This window comes from Algibacillus agarilyticus, from assembly GCF_003286125.1.
GTDB classification, from domain to species: Bacteria; Pseudomonadota; Gammaproteobacteria; order Enterobacterales; family Alteromonadaceae; genus Algibacillus; species Algibacillus agarilyticus.
The window spans coordinates 115344-133609 of sequence record NZ_QMED01000006.1 but is presented as its reverse complement, the minus strand read 5'-3'; the positions used below and the strand labels follow the sequence as shown (position 1 = coordinate 133609).

16 protein-coding genes and 3 tRNA genes are annotated in these 18266 nt (G+C 37.5%); 10 read left to right on the top strand and 9 right to left on the bottom strand.

The features are described 5' to 3' along the window. Nucleotides 1-36 precede the first annotated feature (36 nt). Both fucP and DPX34_RS07190 read left to right on the top strand, forming a co-directional pair. A complete protein-coding gene (gene fucP, locus DPX34_RS07195; RefSeq protein WP_111977730.1) occupies nt 37-1320 on the top strand; it encodes an L-fucose:H+ symporter permease in 1284 nt (427 codons plus the stop codon). Between the two features lie 197 nt (nt 1321-1517). Further along, nucleotides 1518-4091: a carbohydrate-binding protein gene (locus DPX34_RS07190; protein WP_111977729.1), complete on the top strand. Its 2574-nt coding sequence runs from the start codon at nt 1518-1520 to the stop codon at nt 4089-4091. A gap of 67 nt (nt 4092-4158) precedes the next feature. Here DPX34_RS07190 and DPX34_RS07185 read toward each other — a convergent pair whose 3' ends face one another. Both DPX34_RS07185 and dgt read right to left on the bottom strand, forming a co-directional pair. Beyond that, entirely contained in the window at nt 4159-4950 is a 792-nt protein-coding gene (locus tag DPX34_RS07185) for a hypothetical protein (protein ID WP_111977728.1), read from the bottom strand. Then, nucleotides 4943-6334, bottom strand: coding sequence for a dGTP triphosphohydrolase (gene dgt, locus DPX34_RS07180; protein ID WP_111977727.1), 1392 nt, complete (start codon nt 6332-6334; stop codon nt 4943-4945). The genes DPX34_RS07185 and dgt overlap by 8 nt, the downstream gene beginning before the upstream one ends. A 157-nt stretch (nt 6335-6491) precedes the next feature. Here dgt and DPX34_RS07175 point away from each other — a divergent pair, with 157 nt between their 5' ends. Then, nucleotides 6492-7046 (top strand): hypothetical protein, encoded by a 555-nt coding sequence (locus DPX34_RS07175; RefSeq protein ID WP_111977726.1) that lies wholly within the window; start codon nt 6492-6494, stop codon nt 7044-7046. An 81-nt stretch (nt 7047-7127) separates the two neighbouring features. On the opposite strand, the gene DPX34_RS07170 is transcribed toward DPX34_RS07175, so the two are convergent. The 4 genes from DPX34_RS07170 to DPX34_RS07155 form a co-directional block, all read right to left on the bottom strand. Then, nucleotides 7128-7628 (bottom strand): hypothetical protein, encoded by a 501-nt coding sequence (locus DPX34_RS07170; protein ID WP_111977725.1) that lies wholly within the window; start codon nt 7626-7628, stop codon nt 7128-7130. Nucleotides 7629-8037: 409 nt separating this feature from the next. Then, the gene (locus DPX34_RS07165; protein ID WP_111977724.1) at nt 8038-9321 is read right to left on the bottom strand and encodes a sensor histidine kinase; all 1284 of its coding nucleotides are present in this window, start codon (nt 9319-9321) and stop codon (nt 8038-8040) included. After that, nucleotides 9306-10010, bottom strand: coding sequence for a response regulator transcription factor (locus DPX34_RS07160; RefSeq protein ID WP_111977723.1), 705 nt, complete (start codon nt 10008-10010; stop codon nt 9306-9308). Before DPX34_RS07160 ends, DPX34_RS07165 begins: the two co-directional genes overlap by 16 nt. 110 nt (nt 10011-10120) lie before the next feature. Further along, on the bottom strand, nt 10121-10585 hold the full coding sequence (locus DPX34_RS07155; RefSeq protein WP_111977722.1) for a Spy/CpxP family protein refolding chaperone: 465 nt from the start codon (nt 10583-10585) through the stop codon (nt 10121-10123). Between the two features lie 134 nt (nt 10586-10719). On the opposite strand from DPX34_RS07155, the gene DPX34_RS07150 reads away from it, so the two are divergent. Next, nucleotides 10720-11124 (top strand): MAPEG family protein, encoded by a 405-nt coding sequence (locus DPX34_RS07150; RefSeq protein ID WP_111977721.1) that lies wholly within the window; start codon nt 10720-10722, stop codon nt 11122-11124. A 64-nt stretch (nt 11125-11188) separates the two neighbouring features. Here the strand turns inward: DPX34_RS07150 and DPX34_RS07145 are convergent, their stop codons facing one another. After that, on the bottom strand, nt 11189-12880 hold the full coding sequence (locus DPX34_RS07145) for an ATP-binding SpoIIE family protein phosphatase (protein ID WP_111977720.1): 1692 nt from the start codon (nt 12878-12880) through the stop codon (nt 11189-11191). Between the two features lie 22 nt (nt 12881-12902). Further along, the gene (locus DPX34_RS07140) at nt 12903-13208 is read right to left on the bottom strand and encodes an STAS domain-containing protein (protein ID WP_111977719.1); all 306 of its coding nucleotides are present in this window, start codon (nt 13206-13208) and stop codon (nt 12903-12905) included. Nucleotides 13209-13781: 573 nt separating this feature from the next. Between DPX34_RS07140 and DPX34_RS07135 the strand changes: the two genes are divergently transcribed. Genes DPX34_RS07135 through ychF form a run of 3 tightly spaced genes read left to right on the top strand, consistent with a single transcriptional unit; the run spans nt 13782 to nt 16106 of the window. Continuing rightward, nucleotides 13782-14396 (top strand): 50S ribosomal protein L25/general stress protein Ctc, encoded by a 615-nt coding sequence (locus DPX34_RS07135; protein ID WP_438938510.1) that lies wholly within the window; start codon nt 13782-13784, stop codon nt 14394-14396. 15 nt (nt 14397-14411) lie between these two features. Then, nucleotides 14412-14999: an aminoacyl-tRNA hydrolase gene (pth, locus tag DPX34_RS07130; protein ID WP_111977718.1), complete on the top strand. Its 588-nt coding sequence runs from the start codon at nt 14412-14414 to the stop codon at nt 14997-14999. Between the two features lie 15 nt (nt 15000-15014). Then, a complete protein-coding gene (ychF, locus tag DPX34_RS07125) occupies nt 15015-16106 on the top strand; it encodes a redox-regulated ATPase YchF (RefSeq protein ID WP_111977717.1) in 1092 nt (363 codons plus the stop codon). 374 nt (nt 16107-16480) lie between these two features. Here ychF and DPX34_RS07115 read toward each other — a convergent pair whose 3' ends face one another. Beyond that, on the bottom strand, nt 16481-17029 hold the full coding sequence (locus tag DPX34_RS07115) for a DUF1415 domain-containing protein (protein WP_111977716.1): 549 nt from the start codon (nt 17027-17029) through the stop codon (nt 16481-16483). 950 nt (nt 17030-17979) lie between these two features. On the opposite strand from DPX34_RS07115, the gene DPX34_RS07110 reads away from it, so the two are divergent. From DPX34_RS07110 to DPX34_RS07100, 3 genes are all read left to right on the top strand, one after another. Further along, a tRNA-Met gene (locus DPX34_RS07110) sits at nt 17980-18056 on the top strand. Between the two features lie 13 nt (nt 18057-18069). Further along, nucleotides 18070-18154: transfer RNA gene (locus DPX34_RS07105), tRNA-Leu, on the top strand. 11 nt (nt 18155-18165) lie between these two features. Further along, nucleotides 18166-18240 (top strand) — tRNA-Gln (locus tag DPX34_RS07100). Nucleotides 18241-18266: the final 26 nt, after the last annotated feature.

Genomic DNA, 18266 nt, shown 5'->3' with positions numbered 1-18266 from the left:
GTATGCGACAACTTCAATTATAAGAGACTAATTAATATGGCAACTCAATTTGTAGATAATATGGCTAATCAAAAGACGGGATCATCAGATTCTGCTGCTCAAAATTTTAGATTACCACTGATAATATTAACCAGTTTATTTTTTGTGTGGGGCTTTTTGACGAGTTTAAATGACATTCTGATCCCACATTTAAAAAGTGTTTTTTCGCTCAATTATACTCAAGCAATGTTGGTACAATTTTGTTTTTTTGGTGCTTATTTCATCGTTTCTATTCCGGCTGGAAAATGGGTTAAAAAAATGGGTTATCAAAAAGGGATTGTGACCGGTCTTTTTATTGCCGGTTTAGGTTGCTTTGCGTTTTATCCTGCCGCGGCTGTTCCTTCATATCCTGTATTTTTAAGTGCGTTATTTGTACTGGCTGCCGGAATTACTATTTTACAAGTATCGGCCAACCCCTATGTTGCAGCGTTAGGTAAGGTAGAGACTGCATCGGGGCGTTTAACAATGACCCAAGCCTTTAATTCATTAGGTACAACCGTTGCACCAATGTTTGGCGCCTTACTCATATTAGGGGCAACGGCATCTGGTTTATCTGAACTCAATGAAGCTGAGCAAAAGTTGCATGAAGCGCAATCTGTTCAATTACCTTATATTGGCATTGCAATATGTTTAATGCTTTTAGCTGGGATTTTTTCTTTTTTAAAATTACCGTCTATTGACAACCACCAAGTGACAGCGCAATCAACTATACAAAAAGTGCCTCTACTCTCTCATCGTGCGTTAACGCTGGGGGCTATCGGTATTTTTGTGTATGTAGGCGCTGAAGTGTCTATTGGTAGTTTTTTAATTAACTTTTTTGGTGAAGCCGATATAGCGGGGTTATCAGAAGCTGAAGCGGCGAGTTATCTTACTTATTTTTGGGGAGGGGCAATGGTAGGGCGGTTTATTGGTGCATTATTAATGCAACGAATTAAGGCCTCATCAATTTTGTCATTCAATGCATTGGCCGCCGCTCTGCTCGTATTATTAGCTATTTTGAGTCAAGGTTATATCGCTTTATATGCTGTTTTATTGGTTGGGCTTTTTAACTCAATTATGTTTCCAACTATTTTTAGTTTGGCATTAACAGGACTAAAAGAGCGCACGAGTGAAGGATCTGGCTTGCTTTGTTTAGCTATTGTTGGCGGTGCTATTGTACCGTTAATGCAAGGTGTATTAGCGGATGCATTGGGTATTCAGCTCTCTTTTATTTTACCGGGCCTTTGTTACCTTTATATTTTCTATTACGGCTACAAAGGCTATCAGCAACGCTTAAATTAATGTTAATTATCGTCTAGTTCTTGTTTATTCATTAACGAGAGTTAGCTATTTAATTTGATGTAAATACATCAAATATACAGCGTTATAACAACGCTGTATTTCATTAGTCGTTGTTCTAAATATAGTGAATTCAAGCCTAAATAAACTATTCAATATGTTTTTATGACTAAATATAACAATAATCATAAGAGAAAATTATGAATAAAAAAACGTATAAAAAAACAATAATGAGTCATATCAAAAAATCAGCAATTGCCTTGGCCTTAGCTGGAGGTTGTAGTTTTGGCGCCTTAGCGGATTATGTGCATACTGATGGAAAAAATATTGTTGATGAAAACGGGGATGCCCTTTTTCTAAATGGTATTAATTTAGGTAACTGGCTTTTATGGGAAGGTTACTTAATGATGGGAGACTTTAACTACCGTACACATACTCAATTTTATAACTCACTAATTGAAACATTTGGTAGTGAAGCTAAAGCCGCAGAATTTGAGCATCAATGGCGGTTGAATTATGTTGATGATAAAGCGATAGCTGATTTAAAAGCATTGGGCTTTAATTCAGTACGTGTTCCTTTTCACTTCAATCTTTTTTGGAAAAACGGCCAATTAAGTGATCATGGTTTTCAGTATTTTGATCAATTAATCGAATCTTGTCGCACTCACGGTTTGTATGTGTTGCTTGATATGCATGCGGCACCAGGCTATCAAAATCCAGGTGATCATGCGGATAATGTTAATTCTAATGCTAGTCAACCACGTGATACGGTTGAATTTTGGGACGGCACTGAGAATATCAACATTGCTAAATCGGTGTGGCGACATATTGCTGCTCGATATAAAGATGAACCCGTTGTTTGGGGATATGATTTAATTAATGAGCCTGTTCCCCAACCAGGACGTGAAATGGAATTATTGGGCTCATTAATCGAAATGCGAGATGCCATACGTGAAGTTGATACTAATCACGTTATTGTTGCTGAAGGCTCTTGGTGGTCATCTGATTTAACTAAAATTGATTGGAGCGACCCATTGGTACAAGATGCAACAGGTGTTACATCACAATGGGATGACAACCTAGTTTATCAATTACACCACTATGGCCCCGCCAGTGGTACTTATGGTCGTGAAAATATTACTAATAATTTAAATATTCCATTAATTATTGGCGAATATGGTGAAAGTGATAATGGTAATTTAAAAGATATGACGGATTGGGCTAAAGCCAATTTATCAGGGTATTACCCTTGGTCTTTTAAAAAAATGTCACACGATAAAACATTGTGGACGATTCCTCCTAATGCGGCTTACACTGAATTAAAAACCTATATTAATAATGGGGGTACAGCTGCGCCTGAATTGTATGATGCAATGATTGAGTTTGCACAAGTCAATATCTTAAACGGGCATGCTAGTCATGAGTGGCATCAAGGTTTTTATGAAGCGGTTAGCCCATTAACTATCGCGCCACCTCCACCACCTCCGGCTCCAACTTGTGATGAAGATGATGTGCAAATATTGCTACCAGGAAAATTAGAAGCAGAAGATTACTGTGCTAACGAAGGGGTTCTTTTTGAAGATACGACTGACGTTGGCGGTGGTAAAAATATTGGCTGGCTTGATGCCGGTGATTCTGCTGAATATCGCGTTAATATTACTGAGGCGGGGCAATATGATTTAGTTGCGCGTATAGCTTCGGCAAACGCAACGGGTCAGTTTTCTGTTTTAATTAATCAGCAAAGCGTTGCTGAGTTTTCTGTGCCGTCAACCGGAGATTGGCAGCAATGGCAGTCGATTTCACAACCGGTTTGGTTAGAAGCGGGTCCGAATACGTTAGAGGTTGTTATTAACGGCGGAGGCTTTAATTTAAATTGGTTAGAGGTGGTTAATGATTTTGTGGTTGTTGACCCTTGTGACAACGCGACCGCAACTAACCTACCCGCAAAAATTGAAGCTGAATCATTTTGTAATATGGCGGGCTTACAAACCGAAACAACGGCTGACGTTGGCGGCGGTGAAAATATAGGTTGGATTGATAGTGGTGATTGGGCTGAATATAAAATCGATGTAGCCAATTTAACTGATTTTGTTGTTAATTTTAGAGTTGCTAGTAATGCAAATAACGGACGTGTTGAGCTGTTAGTTGATGGGAATATAGTTGGCGGTATCGATGTTTCAAATACGCAAGGCTGGCAATCATGGCAATCACTTGCTTTACCTTTAACGCTATCAGCTGGTGAGCATAACGTAAGGCTTAATTTTATCCAAGGTGGTTTTAATCTAAATTGGATTGAATTTGTTGCCGATCATGGCCCTATTGATCCTCCGGTTGACCCGTCTGATAATGATTTAGTTTCGGGTAATCATTATATCTTTGTTAATAAATTAAGCGGGAAAGCGGCTGATGTGGCAGGTGTTTCAACTCATGATGGTGGTAATGTACATCAATGGGATCTTCACCAAAACGCTAATCAAATTTGGCAAGCTAATTTAGTTGAAGCGAATGTATACACGTTTGTTAGTTTAAATTCAGGTAAATGCCTTGATGCAGATAGTGGTAGCGACAATGTACATCAATGGAGTTGCTCGGCTAACGACAATCAGAAATGGATTGTTGAACCTTTATCAGAGGGCGGTTTTACCGTTCGAACTTTTGTCGGCAATGACGTTTTAACCGTTGAAAGCGGAAGCTCGGATAACGGAGCTAATCTCATCACAACCACGGGAACAAGTCAAAGTCATCAGCAATGGCGATTTGAGCTTGCTAATTAAAGCAAGCTGTATCTTTTAAGCTTTATTTTTAAAGTACCGAGTGGCTAATTTTATTAGCCACTTTTTATTAGCGATCGCTTTCTAAAAGCAAGGGTAATGTCGTCATGCTTATATGCCAAGGAATCGGATTTATGTGATGAGCTTGGCTCGCTTGTAATATTTGAGATAGATTAAACTGACTCAAATAAGCTGTTTTAAAATGCGATGTTTCATAACTTAGCGCTGTTTCTATTGAAAATTCGGTATTTGCATTTAAAAGGTAGCGTGCTAAATCTACACTAAAACTTGTTACTTTTTTGCTGCACAGTGTGCGTAATACTCTTACATATGCCCCCAGCGGATTGGGGTTTGTGGCTAAATTTATATCGACGTAACCTTGTGTTAAGTGTGTAAAGAAGCTACCCGATGTAAGCACTTGCTGACTATTTAAGCAGTATAAAGCTGCATCCCAGTTTAAAATAGTGGTTTTAAGCAGGGATTCTATATTATCCAATTGCACGTGTTTTTGTTTAAACGCCCAGGTATTGCTTAATGCCCAGATATCCAACCACCATTTATCGCACAGCAAGCGGTAACCACCAAATTTATTTTTATGCACAGTGTATTTTAATGCCAGTTCAGCCATGAGCTTATCTAGTAAATCGGGCTTGGCATCAATAACAAAATCCAGGTCGGCATAAAAATTTCGCATGCCTTCGAGTGCGATGTCACGGATCGCCCCACCAAATAAGTAAACTTGACCAATCGCTTGTAGTTGTACGGTGATGGATTGAACTTGCTGCCGACCTTTATTGGTTGAGTTAAAAAAGCGCTGTAAACGTTTTTTTAAAATAATGGGCGACGCGGCTACTTTAGTCATGTAGTGCTTTTAACTCGTCATGTATATGGATTAAATAACTGTCTGTCATACCGGACACAGCATCAGATAGCAGTTGAGCTTTTCGATATTCAATCGGCAGTTCTTCATTGGGTTGCTCGAAAATCCGGCGGTAATTTTCAGAAATTCGCTGATAAGCATATTTACTAAATAAACTCATATTTTTTTGATTATGGGTTTGTTCTTCAATACCTTGCCACAACATGTCCATCATATTGTGGATATAGTTATTACCACTTAACTCAAGTTCTAAAACACTTTTATGATTATAGCCATGCGCTCTATCAAACTGTTTCATCGCTTGGCAAAATGGCGCCGCTGGTGATGCTGTGATTAAGTCGTAACTGGCTGGAGCGGTCGCAGACATAATAAAATCTATATCTTGGATAAATTGTTCAATTACCGCATTTACCATGGCGGTAATTGAATAAACCCGAAACATTTGCATAGATACATCATTTAATTCTTTTGGTGAAAGCCCTGCGGTTTTAAATTCGGTATTTTTCTTTTTGGCATTCTTAATAACCCACCGAGTGACTTCGTCATGTTGGTTGAGTGCGTCAAGGTGATCAACAATATCAGAAAAAGAAGCAAAGCCTTTTTTCACGATATCTTCTGCATCTAATATGGAATAAGCAATATCATCGCAAGCTTCCATGATATAAGTAAAAGGATGGCGTACGTTTTGGTGTAACCCTGTCTCTTGCCAAATATCTTCAACTATTTTTTGTTCAGAAAGGAAATAACCGTGTTTTTTCCAACCACTTATTCCTTGCTCTTGTGTTGAGGTTGGATATTTAAGCATTGAGGCTAATGTCGCGTAGGTTAAGTTTAGCCCAAAGCTATCGTTTAATACTTGTAGCTTAGTGACTAACCTAAAGGTTTGGGCGTTACCATCAAAGTTAACAAAATCATTTGCTAAATCAGGTTGTGCACCAAATACACTTTGTTTGTTTTTAACAAACCAACTGCGTATGGCGGCTTCTCCTTGGTGGCCAAATGGCGGATTTCCAAGATCATGAACTAACCCGATTGCTGATAGCAAAGCCGGTACACAGCGAATGATGCTGCGTTCATCACTGTCTTTAAAAATTGTGTTGCCATGATCGAAAGCCAAACGTGTGCCTATACTGCGGGCTAAGCTCGATACTTCATGTGAGTGAGTTAATCTATTACGAACACTGTCGTTACGCTCTAAAGGGAATACTTGGGTTTTATCTGCCATACGGCGGGTTGGGGTGGCAAATAATATTCTATCGTAATCGCGTTCTAATTCAACGCGGCCATTTGCAGATGCAACTTGGCTGGCAATACCGAATTTATCCTTACGTCTCTTACCACTTAATAGCTTATCCCAGTGCAACATCAACCCGTCTCCAATCATTTTATTTACGTTATGTTATGTGGCCTTTTTTGAATTCGCAATACACTTAAAGGTTTTGTCGGTCTTTTTCTTGTTTATTAAGCATTTGCATTTATATTTAATGGATACTGATGATTAACTTAAACGGAATAGGGCATCCATGAGTAAATTAAGCGCTACTCACGATAGGGATAGTGAGTTAAATTTTAGATCTGAAACCACAACTTTATTAGCTCTTTCAATAGCTCAAATTCATATGAGCTTAACGGAAGGTGATAATTCTATTAATACCTTATCTGCTTCTTTTCAGGAACTGGCAAATATTTGTTTAAATGTTGAAAAAGTTGCAGAAAATAATCCAACAGCCAAAATGACCGATATTGTTGATCAAGTCGGCGATATGTCGGAGCAAATTAATTCTGCAATAATGGCTTTTCAATTTTATGATCGTTTATGCCAGCGTATGGAGCATGTCGCGACGAGTTTAGAAGACCTTTCTGATTTACTGGCTAAAGATGAACGATTTACCGATTTAGAAGGTTGGATCCACTTAAGAGATACGATCAAAAAACAGTATACAATGAAAGAAGAGCACTTAATGTTTGAGAGTATTATGCAAGGCTCGACTGCACACGAAGCCATGGAGTTATATAAAAAGAGTTTATTAGAAAATAAAAAGAGTGATGATGATGGAGATGATATTGAATTATTTTAGATAAACGGTGTAGTCAAAATCTGAGCGAAGATAACAAAAAAGGAGCTAGAAGCTCCTTTTTTGTATGTCATTAATTTATTTCTATTTTGAGCAGCGGCCACGTTTTAAATAACGAACACCTGCGTTGGTATTTGATAGTGTTAATGTGTTTTCTTGATAGTCTTCTACAAACCAACTGCCTAATCTGCCACTCGATGTTTGCAAATAATCACTGGCGATTGTGTAAGTTGCTCTAATGGGCACATCGCGTGTGGTAACCGGTGAGTAAAACTCAACACTGCCATTACTTCTAAATACCCATTCTTTTGGATCAACTACAGAGCGTCGAGAGTGTTTAGAGGTTGCTGTTGCATATTGACACCATAAACCATTTAGTTTGATATTTGTTCCTGATTTAGCGGTTGGTTTAACTTTTACGCGGTTTCCTTTGTTGTCACCTTGGTTTTGATAATAACAAGGGGTATCACGATATTCATATCTTCCTTCTGTTTTACACTTGTATACGCCCGCATTCGAATCCGTCGAATACGTTAGCAGCAGTAAAAGTGCTGAAAATGATAAGAGTGTGATTAATAAACGCAAAGTTCAAACCTCGAATATCGCAAGATGATTAAAATATCTAATTATTTTGTAGCTAAGTAACAGAAATGTTAACAAAAAGATAATGGTAAATGCTACAGAATTATTACTATATCAAACCTAGCCATAATGTCTAACAATTATTACCAATCTGTATCGGCACGCTTTATAAAAAATTTATATAAAAAGTGACGTAATGCTCAAAAAAAGGTGATTTAGCGTGTTTTTAGATATTGACTATTAATAGAGATATACATTTAGTTTGTTTTTTATTCGTTTTTCCCTTGTAATGTATTGAATTAATTAGTGTATTTTATTTTAGTTATTATGATTTACAATAACGATCAAAAGTTATCTTTTATAATCAAATGTTATCATTAGTTGGTAATAAGAGTTTATAATTTATATTCTTTTAATTAAGGGGTAAATTAATTTCTATTGCTAAGCCCGTTGGTTTTAAATTTTTTGCCGATATAGAGCCGTGTAATTGACGTATCGCTTTTTGGCTTATCGCTAAACCGAGGCCATAACCGGAGCTTTGGTTTTTTCCTCGCACAAAAGGTGTAAATAGGTTATCTATTAACGTTTCAGGTATGCCTTCACCCGCATCTATTATTTTTATCATCAAATTGTTGTTGTTTGTTGTTGTTAAAACCTGTATTTCACCATTAGTATATTTCAGTGCATTAATCAAAATATTATTAATAACCGTGCATAGTAATCGACTTGCAATAGTTAACTTTAGATTATCTCCTTGTAGCTCGATTTCTCTATTTGGCCAGTTGTATTGACAGTTTTGTATTTCTTGTTGCAATAATTGGTGTAAATCTATGGTTTGTAATTCATGATCATATTCAGAATGTTCTATACGAGCGAGCGATAACAGCTGATCAATCATCTTGGTTAATAAACTAATGTCACTATCTATTTGTTGATAATGTTTTACGGGTAACTTTTTTTGTTCGGCTGCCTGATGAGTGATTGCGTTCGCGACTTGCATACGGGCTAATGGTGCTTTTAGCTCATGGCTAACATCATATAACAGCTGTTGTTTATCATTGATAAGCTGTGAAATACGTGCTGACATTTTATTAAGCGTGCGGGCTAAAAGTCCAATATCATCGTTACGTTTTGTAATTTTTGTCGCAACACGTGAATTTAAATCGCCAGATGAAAGTGTTGAAACATGCTCTCGCAATTTTTGAATGGGCCGAGTGACCATTTCAGTAATAAGTAAACTAAACAGACTAAGAATGATCACGCTAAAAATCACGCGCATAGGTGAAAAATGCACGCTGATTGAGCGCATAAACTCATGCTGAAATTGAGGGATTCGGTAAGATATTTGATATTGATTATCTGAAGGGGTCGTCAGTATAAATTGGTTAGTTCTTTTATCGTTTGATTCACTTTTTTTACCAAAAATGTACTCTTTGTTTGGTAATTTTTGGATCGTTACTTGGCGTTTAAAGCCATTTTGTCGACGTGTTATTTTTCCTGAATCTTCATACTTTAATAAATGGGGTAAGACGAGCCTTTCTATATGACGCTCGTGTTTTTTGTGAAATTTTTCTTGTTCAAAGTCAAGTGTAAATATGAGCGCGGCCGATAGTGCAATTGCGAGGTAACTTAACCATACCAGTAGAAAAATTTTCCAAAACAAAGTCTGTTTTACTTTTTTTATGACATTATGCATTGGTAGCCTTGTCCTCTAACGGTTTTAATTATCTCTTTATCAAGACCTGCTTGTTTTAATTTTTGTCTGACTCTGCTGACATGCACATCAATACTGCGATCATAGGCCGTTAATTTACGTTGAAGAATTTTTTCGGTTAAATGTTCTTTACTCACGAGGCGGCCTGATTGTTGAAGTAATTCAACTAACACAGAAAATTCAATACCGGTTAATTCGAGTTCTTGTTGATTATAGTGGCAAGTCAGCATGCCTAGATCGATTTCTAAGCCATGTAATGAAAGTTTTGTTTGGGTTGTTTCTATTTTTGGGGTGTATTGGTGGCGACGGGTAACGGCATTTATACGGGCTAATAATTCTCTTGGGTTGCAAGGCTTAGGGATGTAATCGTCGGCTCCCATTTCTAAACCTATAATGCGATCTATTTCGTCACCTCTGCCGGTTAACATAATGATGGGGACGTCTGTTTGCGCGCGGATCGCGGGTAATAGTTGTAAACCGGTTAATCCAGGCATCATAATGTCAAGAATCATAATATCCGGCGGCTGTTGATCTTTTAATTCAGTTAATACTAATTGACCGTGCTCAAATGTTTTAACACGTAATTGATTAGATTCTAAAAATTCTTGCAGCAAACTCGTTAAGGCGGTGTCGTCATCTATTAACCATGCAATCGTTGTTTGCTCTGTCATATTATTTACCTAGTTATAATCACTGTGTATGGAGGTATTAACCTGAGCTCATTCGTCGAGGTGTTGAACTCAGGTTATTTTTGGCCACCGCATTGTGCTTACGATATAAATTAATTTTCTGTTTTACTATAAGCTTCAGATTTATTGCGACGCTTGTGTTTTTTGTGCGCAAATTTACGTTTTAATTTGGCAAACTTTTTACGCTGTTCAACCGTTAGCGATTGTTTTATTTTAGCAAAAGCTAAACGTTTGATTTTAGTTAATTCAAGTATATGAGTTGATTCTTCGTCAACTAATACGCTTACTGAATCTAAATAGTCTTGTGCGTCTACGTCAAGCTCTTTTTGCTGTTGTTTTAGCGCTTTCAAAGCAACTCGATGTTCTTCCGCTGCTGATTTTGCGTCTTCTTTTATTTGTCGCACTTTTTCGCTTTGTGCTTCAGTTAACGCTAATTTAGCGACCATCTTTTCAAAACGTTGTTCATGTTTATGATGTGATGACATATTAGGTGACGCAAAAACGGTGGTAGAAATAAATGTTGCTACAATGAATAATGCTTTAATGCTATTTGTCATGATATAACCTCTTATATTATGTATTGTTGACAGTGATAGTTTGGCATAGCAATTTGCATAGTTGGGTTGCGAAAGTGTAAAGAAAAGTAAACTTTGATTTACTTTAAATTAAGTATTAAATAAGGAAGTGCATTTTGATTTATCCCCTATTTTTAATGATGTTACTTACGTTTATTGTTGGTTGCATCGCCGTTAAAGTTCGGTTTGCCAGCGTAAAGAATGGTCAAATGCGTGCTCGTGATTTTAAATTAATGCAAGGTGGCGATGCTACCCCTGAATTAGTGATTAAAACAACACGTAACTTTAATAATTTATTTGAAATTCCCGTCTTGTTTTATGTCGTTGGCTGTTTATTTATCAGCTTGAATATTCAAACTGACCTTTCAATTATTACGGCTTGGTTATTTGTTATTTCTCGCTATGTACATAGCTTCATTCATATTTCGTACAATCATGTTTTACATCGATTACTGGCGTTTTGGTTTGGAGCTATTTGCATATTGGTTTTATGGTGTGATGTGCTTATTCAACAAATGTAAAAAATGATGCGCTGATGTTGTTCATTTTAATAGACAACAGCGCGGAGCTCGATGTATTTCATTTTTAAATGGCGTAATGTAGCTCTTGTGGTGCTTGTGATAGCACCGAATAATGAACTTCGACACGTGAACCATTATCTGTGTATTGAATACTTTGGCATAGCTCTTTAATTAAGTTTATGCCTCTGCCGTGAGGTAACTCTAACTCAGTCTGTGGACTGAGATCTTGGTTTTTATTGTTAAAGCCTTTGCCGCTATCTTTTACGATGAAAGAGACTATTTTATTGTCGGGATCATATTCAGCGCTAATATCCACTTTACCATTTGCAAGAATATCGAGAGCATCTTGTCTTTGGATATAATAATTAAAAAAGCCCTCTTCTTCATCTTTTATGGATGAATCTAGGTTTAATAAACCATGATCGACTGCATTATTATAAAGTTCAGCTAACACTAAGAAGAGTGTCGAGCGGTGTTTGCTCATGCCCTTTATTCCTGAGATCATATCGAGTACGTGCGATACGGGATCTGTCGTTCGAATTTCATCTGGTTTTACCGGTAAACTAAAATGCCAAGGTAGAGGGGCTATTTCGTGGTCATTTCCTGATATTTCATCATTAATTGGCAAGCAGTTAACCTGACACATTGAAACATCATCTTGTTGTTCTATATCACCGCAAAATTGGTTTAAATTATCAATGACATTTTCAATGGTAGCATAGGGACTGGCTTCGAATATCGCTTCTAAACGTTCCTGCCCAAACATTTCATCATTTATGTCGTGCGCTTCAATAACACCGTCGGTAAATGCGATAATTTTATCTTCTGGGTGAACTTCGAAGCTGTATGAACCAATATCAAACTCGTCTTCTTCAAGTATACCCATTGCCATATGCTGTGAAGGAATACGTTGTTTAATGCCTTCCTTTTGGTTGATTAGCAAGATATCTGGCATACCGCCGCTCCAAATAGAAAGCGCTTTGCCATGAGTTGATAGTTCGATGATGCAAGCAGCACAAAACATATCATCAGGTAAAAGCCTGAGGAGTTGGGTATTAATTTCTTTTGCTATATCGCCAACCGAAAGCCCTTTGGCTGTCATCGCAAAAAAAGTTTGTGCGGTCGGTAAAGCCCCGACTGCTGCCGCTAAACCATGACCTGTAAAGTCACCTAGTAAAATGTATGAGCCGCCCATGGGTGATCGATTAGCTAAAAATAAATCGCCATTAAACATGGATGCCGGTGAAAGGTGATACTTAACGACATCTTTAACAAACTCATTATTGTTTAAAGCATTTGAAAATATATGCTCAACTATTTGGTGCTCACGATTAGTTTGGTTTTGATGATAGAGAAGAGCTTCATTTTGTGCCGTTACACTTTGCGATAATTCTCGTGTACGTTGATGTGCGCGTATTTTGGCGGTTAAAATGACTTTATCAAACGGTTTTGCTAAAAAGTCGTCTCCGCCTACCTCTAAGCATTTAAGCATAGATTTTTGATCATCCAATGCCGTAATGAAAATGATGGGTAAATGGAAGTCGCCCGCTTTTTCTTTTAAAAGTGGGGCTGTTTCATAACCATCCAATATAGGCATAATGACATCAAGTAAAACAATGTCCGGTTGTGCTTCATCAAAGATATCAACGGCTTGTTGACCATGCTCGGCAAGAATAACTTCATAACCTTCTGATTCAAGCATAAATTTGAGCATGGTTCTGTTCAAATCTTGATCATCTACAACGAGAATGCGCATTTGCTAATCTTCTAAGTTAAATTTAGTCAATTTCAAACTTTTTGTCGAAACGAGAAATTTGTAAAATTTTCTTAATCTGTGGACGACAATTCGCAATACGGATCCCAGAGACTTTGCTACCTAAATTTTTCTGCATGTTAAGTAACATACCTAAGGCTGAAGAATCCATATATTCAGTTTCACGTAAATCAATAATGACTTTAGGTGTATTATCTCCGACATCGGCATAAGCGGCTCTAAAATCTTGCACTAGATTAAAGTCAAATTTACCTTTTATTTGTATCGTGAAGGAAGAACCGTCTGCCGCTAAGCTTTTGGTTAAACTCATTTTTATATCCTCATTAGCGATTAGTTATCTGCTGTTTAAATTATATCTATAAATTCGATGATGTATTATTTGGAAGGAAAATACATCCAGTGTAATAGAGAGTTTACTGTTACCAGTCCGTCCTCGACCCACAAAAATCATTTTATTGAAGATAATTGGAGCATTACACTTATTCTTGACCCTATTTTGTATTCTTGCCACTCTTTTTGTTAAAAAAATTGATTAAATTCAATCTTTTTATATTTGAGTTCAAGTACGTTAGTTTATTTCAATATTAATCAAAATTCGCCTTTCTTTTTAGAATAGCCATTATTCCCTACAAATGCTTGTTTTTAAAGATGATTAATTTGTTACTGGTGGCTTATATTATAGCTAAAGCTACTAAAACTATAATAAAAAAGCTTAGTATCCTTTTTGAATAAGGCCATTAGAAGAATAAAAACTGTACTGTATTGTGTTTAATCATTGTGTAGGGGTAAGGGTAATGGTAGAATTCGCCGCCCTTTTTTGGGCTTCGATGTTATTTTTGGTCGCGAAGATAACACAATATTCTTTTATTTGGAGATAATTGCAATGGCAATTTATGAATTAAACGCATCAGTACGTACAGATTTAGGTAAAGGTGCGAGCCGCCGCCTTCGTCACGCTGATAAAGTACCTGCTATCATTTATGGTGGCGATAAAGCACCTGTATCAATCACATTTGAGCATAACAAAGTTTTTCAAGCTTCTGAGTTTGAAGGTTTTTATTCACACATTTTAACGCTTAATGTTGATGGTGAAAAAGTTGAAGCTTTAGTTAAAGATATTCAACGTCACCCATTTAAAGCGAGAATCATGCACTTAGACTTTCAACGTGTAGATGCTTCTCAAAAACTTCACACTTCAGTTCCAATTCATTTTGTAAATGAAGAAGTTCCAGTTAAAGCGGGTGGTGTTGTCGCTCATCACGCAAATGAAATTGAAATCACTTGTTTACCTGCTGACTTACCAGAGTTCATCGAAGTTGATGTTGCTGACCTTGAAGTGGGTAGCACGTTACATTTATCTGATGTTGCTTTACCAAAAGGCGTAAGCTCAGTTGAATTAGCAAAAGGTGAGAGTCATGACGTTGCTGTTGTAACGATTGATAAGCCTAAAGCAAGCTCTGAAGATGAAGAAGCGTCTGAAGAACCAGCTGCAGAATAAGCGATAACTTGCCATATGGCTGATATTGCTAAACTTATTGTGGGCCTGGGTAATCCAGGCTCAGAATATGAAAAAACACGTCACAATGCGGGTGAATGGTTTGTTCGGCAGTTAGCTGAAGATCATGGTGCTCAGCTTAGATTAGATCCTAAACATCATGGATTCACTTGCCGTTTATTAATTCAAGGGCATGATGTTCGATTACTTATTCCTACCACTTTCATGAATCGCAGCGGACAAGCCGTAGCGAGTTTATCTAAATTTTTTAAATTTTCACCTGAAGAAATACTGGTTGTGCATGATGAATTAGCATTAGAACCGGGGATCGTAAAATTTAAACGCGGTGGTGGGCACGCAGGTCATAATGGTTTGCGAGATATCATAAGTTGTTTAGGCAACAATAAAGATTTTTTACGTCTGAGACTTGGCATTGGTCACCCTGGTGATAAGAACAAAGTTTCAGGTTTCGTACTGGGTAAAGCGCCGAGTACTGAGCAAGAATTAATTGATACTGCAATTGATGAAGCACTTCGTTGTACGTCTATTTGGTATCAAGATGGTTTAACTAAAGCGATGAATCGTCTTCATTCGTTCAAAGGCTAATAACAGGAAATAACTATGGGTTTTAAATGTGGCATCGTGGGGTTACCCAATGTCGGGAAATCAACTCTTTTTAATGCATTAACTAAAGCGGGTATTGAAGCCGCTAATTTTCCATTTTGTACTATTGAGCCAAACACCGGTGTTGTTCCTGTTCCAGATACACGTTTAGATGCGCTTGCTGACATTGTATCACCAGAGAAAATTTTACCCACGACAATGGAATTTGTTGATATCGCGGGCTTAGTTGCTGGTGCTTCTAAAGGTGAAGGCTTAGGTAATAAGTTTTTAGCTAACATCCGTGAAACTGATGCAATTGGTCACGTTGTACGTTGTTTTGACGATGAAAATGTTATCCATGTTGCGGGTAAAATTAACCCTGCTGAAGATATTGAAATTATCAATATTGAATTAGCTTTAGCTGATCTTGATTCAGTTGAGCGTGCTATTTTCCGTCAAGCTAAGCGCGCTAAAGGCGGCGATGCTGAAGCTAAAGTTGAAATTAAAGTGCTTGAGAAAATTAAGCCAACGCTTGAAGACGGTGGTATGTTGCGTTCTTTAGATTTGACTAAAGAAGAGCTAGCGGCAATTGAATATTTAAGCTTTTTGACACTTAAACCAACCATGTATATTGCGAATGTAAGTGAAGATGGCTTTGAAGACAATGAGCATTTAGATCTAGTACGCGAGATTGCAGCAAAAGAAAATGCTGTCGTTGTTCCGGTTTGCGCTGCAATTGAATCTGAAATGGCTGAGTTAGAAGATGAAGAGCGTGATGAGTTCCTCGCCGATCTAGGGATTGAAGAACCAGGCCTTAATCGAGTTATCCGTTCAGGCTATAATTTATTAGATTTACAAACATATTTTACCGCGGGTGTTAAAGAAGTACGCGCATGGACGATACCGGTTAATGCAACGGCCCCACAAGCGGCGGGTAAAATACATACTGATTTTGAAAAAGGCTTTATTCGTGCTGAAGTTGTGGGCTACGATGATTTTGTTAATTTCAAAGGCGAAAGTGGCGCAAAAGACGCGGGTAAATGGCGTCTTGAAGGTAAAGAATATATCGTTAAAGATGGTGACGTAGTGCACTTTAGGTTTAACGTATAGATTAAGTCTTAACTTACCTGATTAAAGCTCGCTACGGCGAGCTTTTTTGATCTTACTGCTTAATAAATTGACTGTTATACCAATTCATATAAATAAGTGCTCTCTCAGAATGCATCCAGCGGTTTTTGAACAAGGCGTCGGTGTGTAGGAATGGTTGTTCCCTTTCAAATACCGATAACGCAGGTCAAAAGCCGCTGGGGCATTCCTTTCAGGCGAGTTTTGAATGCGCTTACTCTGTGTTGCTGGAACTCAAAAGAGTACCACTATTCTTTCATTTAAGCGCATTTAAATGCTCGCTGAGTGGGCCTTATTATAACGGATTGGTATTAAATCTATTGAGCTGTTTTAGTCATCACTGTGATTAACGACGATTATTAATTTAAAAACGGAAATAGCGTACGAATTTGTGTTTTTGACAGTGCGTGCATTTTTTCAATATTGTTATCAGGGATCGCATCAACATCTGGGTAACTATCAATTACTTTGGTTAAAGTCTCTTCACGCAAAAAATGGAAAATAGGGTAGGGAGCTCGGTTTGTTAAGTTCTCTACAGAACCACTCACAAGACCATCAAAACGATAGTTAGGATGAAAGCTCGCAATTTGAAATATACCCGTTAATTGGTTGTTTTCGAGCATTTGGTCGGCTATTTCTAAATAATCATTATATTCATAAAAATCTTTAAGTAAGCGAGGCACGATAAATAAAAGTGTCTCTACTTCATCACTTGGCGTTTTATGCAGTGTTTGCATGGTTTGTTCAAGCTCTTCAGTTAACTGCTCTAAATTTTGAGCTGAGCTGACCTGAAACTTTATTTTTTGTTGTATGTAAGGCTGATTAGCAAAAGGGCATAAATTTAAGCCGATAACGACTTCTGTTAGCCATGTTTGAACTTTTTTAGTCACGATGTCGGAAGAATTCATAGCATGCTTTAATTTAAGAGATAATAAAAGTCAGTATATCATTATCTTATTTAAAGTAATGGCCGTTTAGCGACGGTGCTGCGGTAAACACAATAAGAAAATGTTTCGCACATAGCGATAGTAACGTTAAAACGCATTATTAAAATAATTAAACCTAGGGCGTGTTTATCTTTGTCGTATAGATTTTGTTCAATTCCAAAGCGTTTTGATCGCGGCATTGGCTTGATGGCATAGTGGTTCTACGTCAAAAGCCAATAACAAAGAGCAAAGCGTTTTGGATTGAACCCAAAGGGCAGCGCATTTGCACTCTTTCTACTATGTTGCCCCACATGGATGTGGGGTAAGGTGACTTTGCAGGAGCATAAAGTCTTTGCCCCACATGGATGTGGGGTAAGGTGACTTTGCAGGAGCATAAAGTCTTTATCGCTCTTTTATGTAGAATAACGACACCGTAATCGCTCTGCCTTGTATAAATCGTGCAAATACCGCTACAAAAGCATACACAAAAGATAAACACACCCTAACCACTGTAATCGATTCTATTTCAGGGTACGCCATTGTTTATAGTAATGCGTTAATTCAGCAAATAGGACTTATCAGGTCTTATCAGGGGGAGGAGAGTGAGTACAGATAAAAAGATTTTAAGTTAGCTTATTTAAGATCCAGTTTAACCTCAATATTTTTATAAAAAATACGCTTATCGAATATTAATGATTACGGTGATAAAAAATAAGTGAGGCTATATACGATGCCTAAAACTTAAATTGAGTGTGTTGCGTTATTAAATTGAGAATGCGACGTTCATAAAATAATCGACTTTAGTTTTCTTATTGCACTTATATTAAAAACCGATAAAAAAACATGAAAAAGTGACATTTTTTTTAAAAAAACTATTGACGGTCAGTGCCTGTATCAGCATAATACGCGCCACTTGCTAAGGCGAGGTTGTTGGCTACGTAGCTCAGCTGGTTAGAGCACATCACTCATAATGATGGGGTCCCCTGTTCAAATCAGGGCGTAGCCACCAATAACTAAAAAATGCGGACGTGGCGGAATTGGTAGACGCGCTGGATTTAGGTTCCAGTATCGCAAGATGTGAGAGTTCAAGTCTCTCCGTCCGCACCATTTAAAAATGTTGGGATATCGCCAAGCGGTAAGGCAGCGGGTTTTGATCTCGCCATTCCCAGGTTCAAATCCTGGTATCCCAGCCATTTTCCTTTTGCACTATCTTTACAGT

Coding starts and splice junctions, on each gene's coding strand:
- fucP (WP_111977730.1), top strand. CDS start 37: ATGGCAACTCAATTTGTAGATAATATGGCTAATCAAAAGACGGGATCA.
- DPX34_RS07190 (WP_111977729.1), top strand. CDS start 1,518: ATGAATAAAAAAACGTATAAAAAAACAATAATGAGTCATATCAAAAAA.
- DPX34_RS07185 (WP_111977728.1), bottom strand. CDS start 4,950: ATGACTAAAGTAGCCGCGTCGCCCATTATTTTAAAAAAACGTTTACAG.
- dgt (WP_111977727.1), bottom strand. CDS start 6,334: ATGTTGCACTGGGATAAGCTATTAAGTGGTAAGAGACGTAAGGATAAA.
- DPX34_RS07175 (WP_111977726.1), top strand. CDS start 6,492: ATGAGTAAATTAAGCGCTACTCACGATAGGGATAGTGAGTTAAATTTT.
- DPX34_RS07165 (WP_111977724.1), bottom strand. CDS start 9,321: ATGCATAATGTCATAAAAAAAGTAAAACAGACTTTGTTTTGGAAAATT.
- DPX34_RS07160 (WP_111977723.1), bottom strand. CDS start 10,010: ATGACAGAGCAAACAACGATTGCATGGTTAATAGATGACGACACCGCC.
- DPX34_RS07155 (WP_111977722.1), bottom strand. CDS start 10,585: ATGACAAATAGCATTAAAGCATTATTCATTGTAGCAACATTTATTTCT.
- DPX34_RS07145 (WP_111977720.1), bottom strand. CDS start 12,880: ATGCGCATTCTCGTTGTAGATGATCAAGATTTGAACAGAACCATGCTC.
- DPX34_RS07140 (WP_111977719.1), bottom strand. CDS start 13,208: ATGAGTTTAACCAAAAGCTTAGCGGCAGACGGTTCTTCCTTCACGATA.
- DPX34_RS07135 (WP_438938510.1), top strand. CDS start 13,782: ATGGCAATTTATGAATTAAACGCATCAGTACGTACAGATTTAGGTAAA.
- pth (WP_111977718.1), top strand. CDS start 14,412: ATGGCTGATATTGCTAAACTTATTGTGGGCCTGGGTAATCCAGGCTCA.
- ychF (WP_111977717.1), top strand. CDS start 15,015: ATGGGTTTTAAATGTGGCATCGTGGGGTTACCCAATGTCGGGAAATCA.
- DPX34_RS07115 (WP_111977716.1), bottom strand. CDS start 17,029: ATGAATTCTTCCGACATCGTGACTAAAAAAGTTCAAACATGGCTAACA.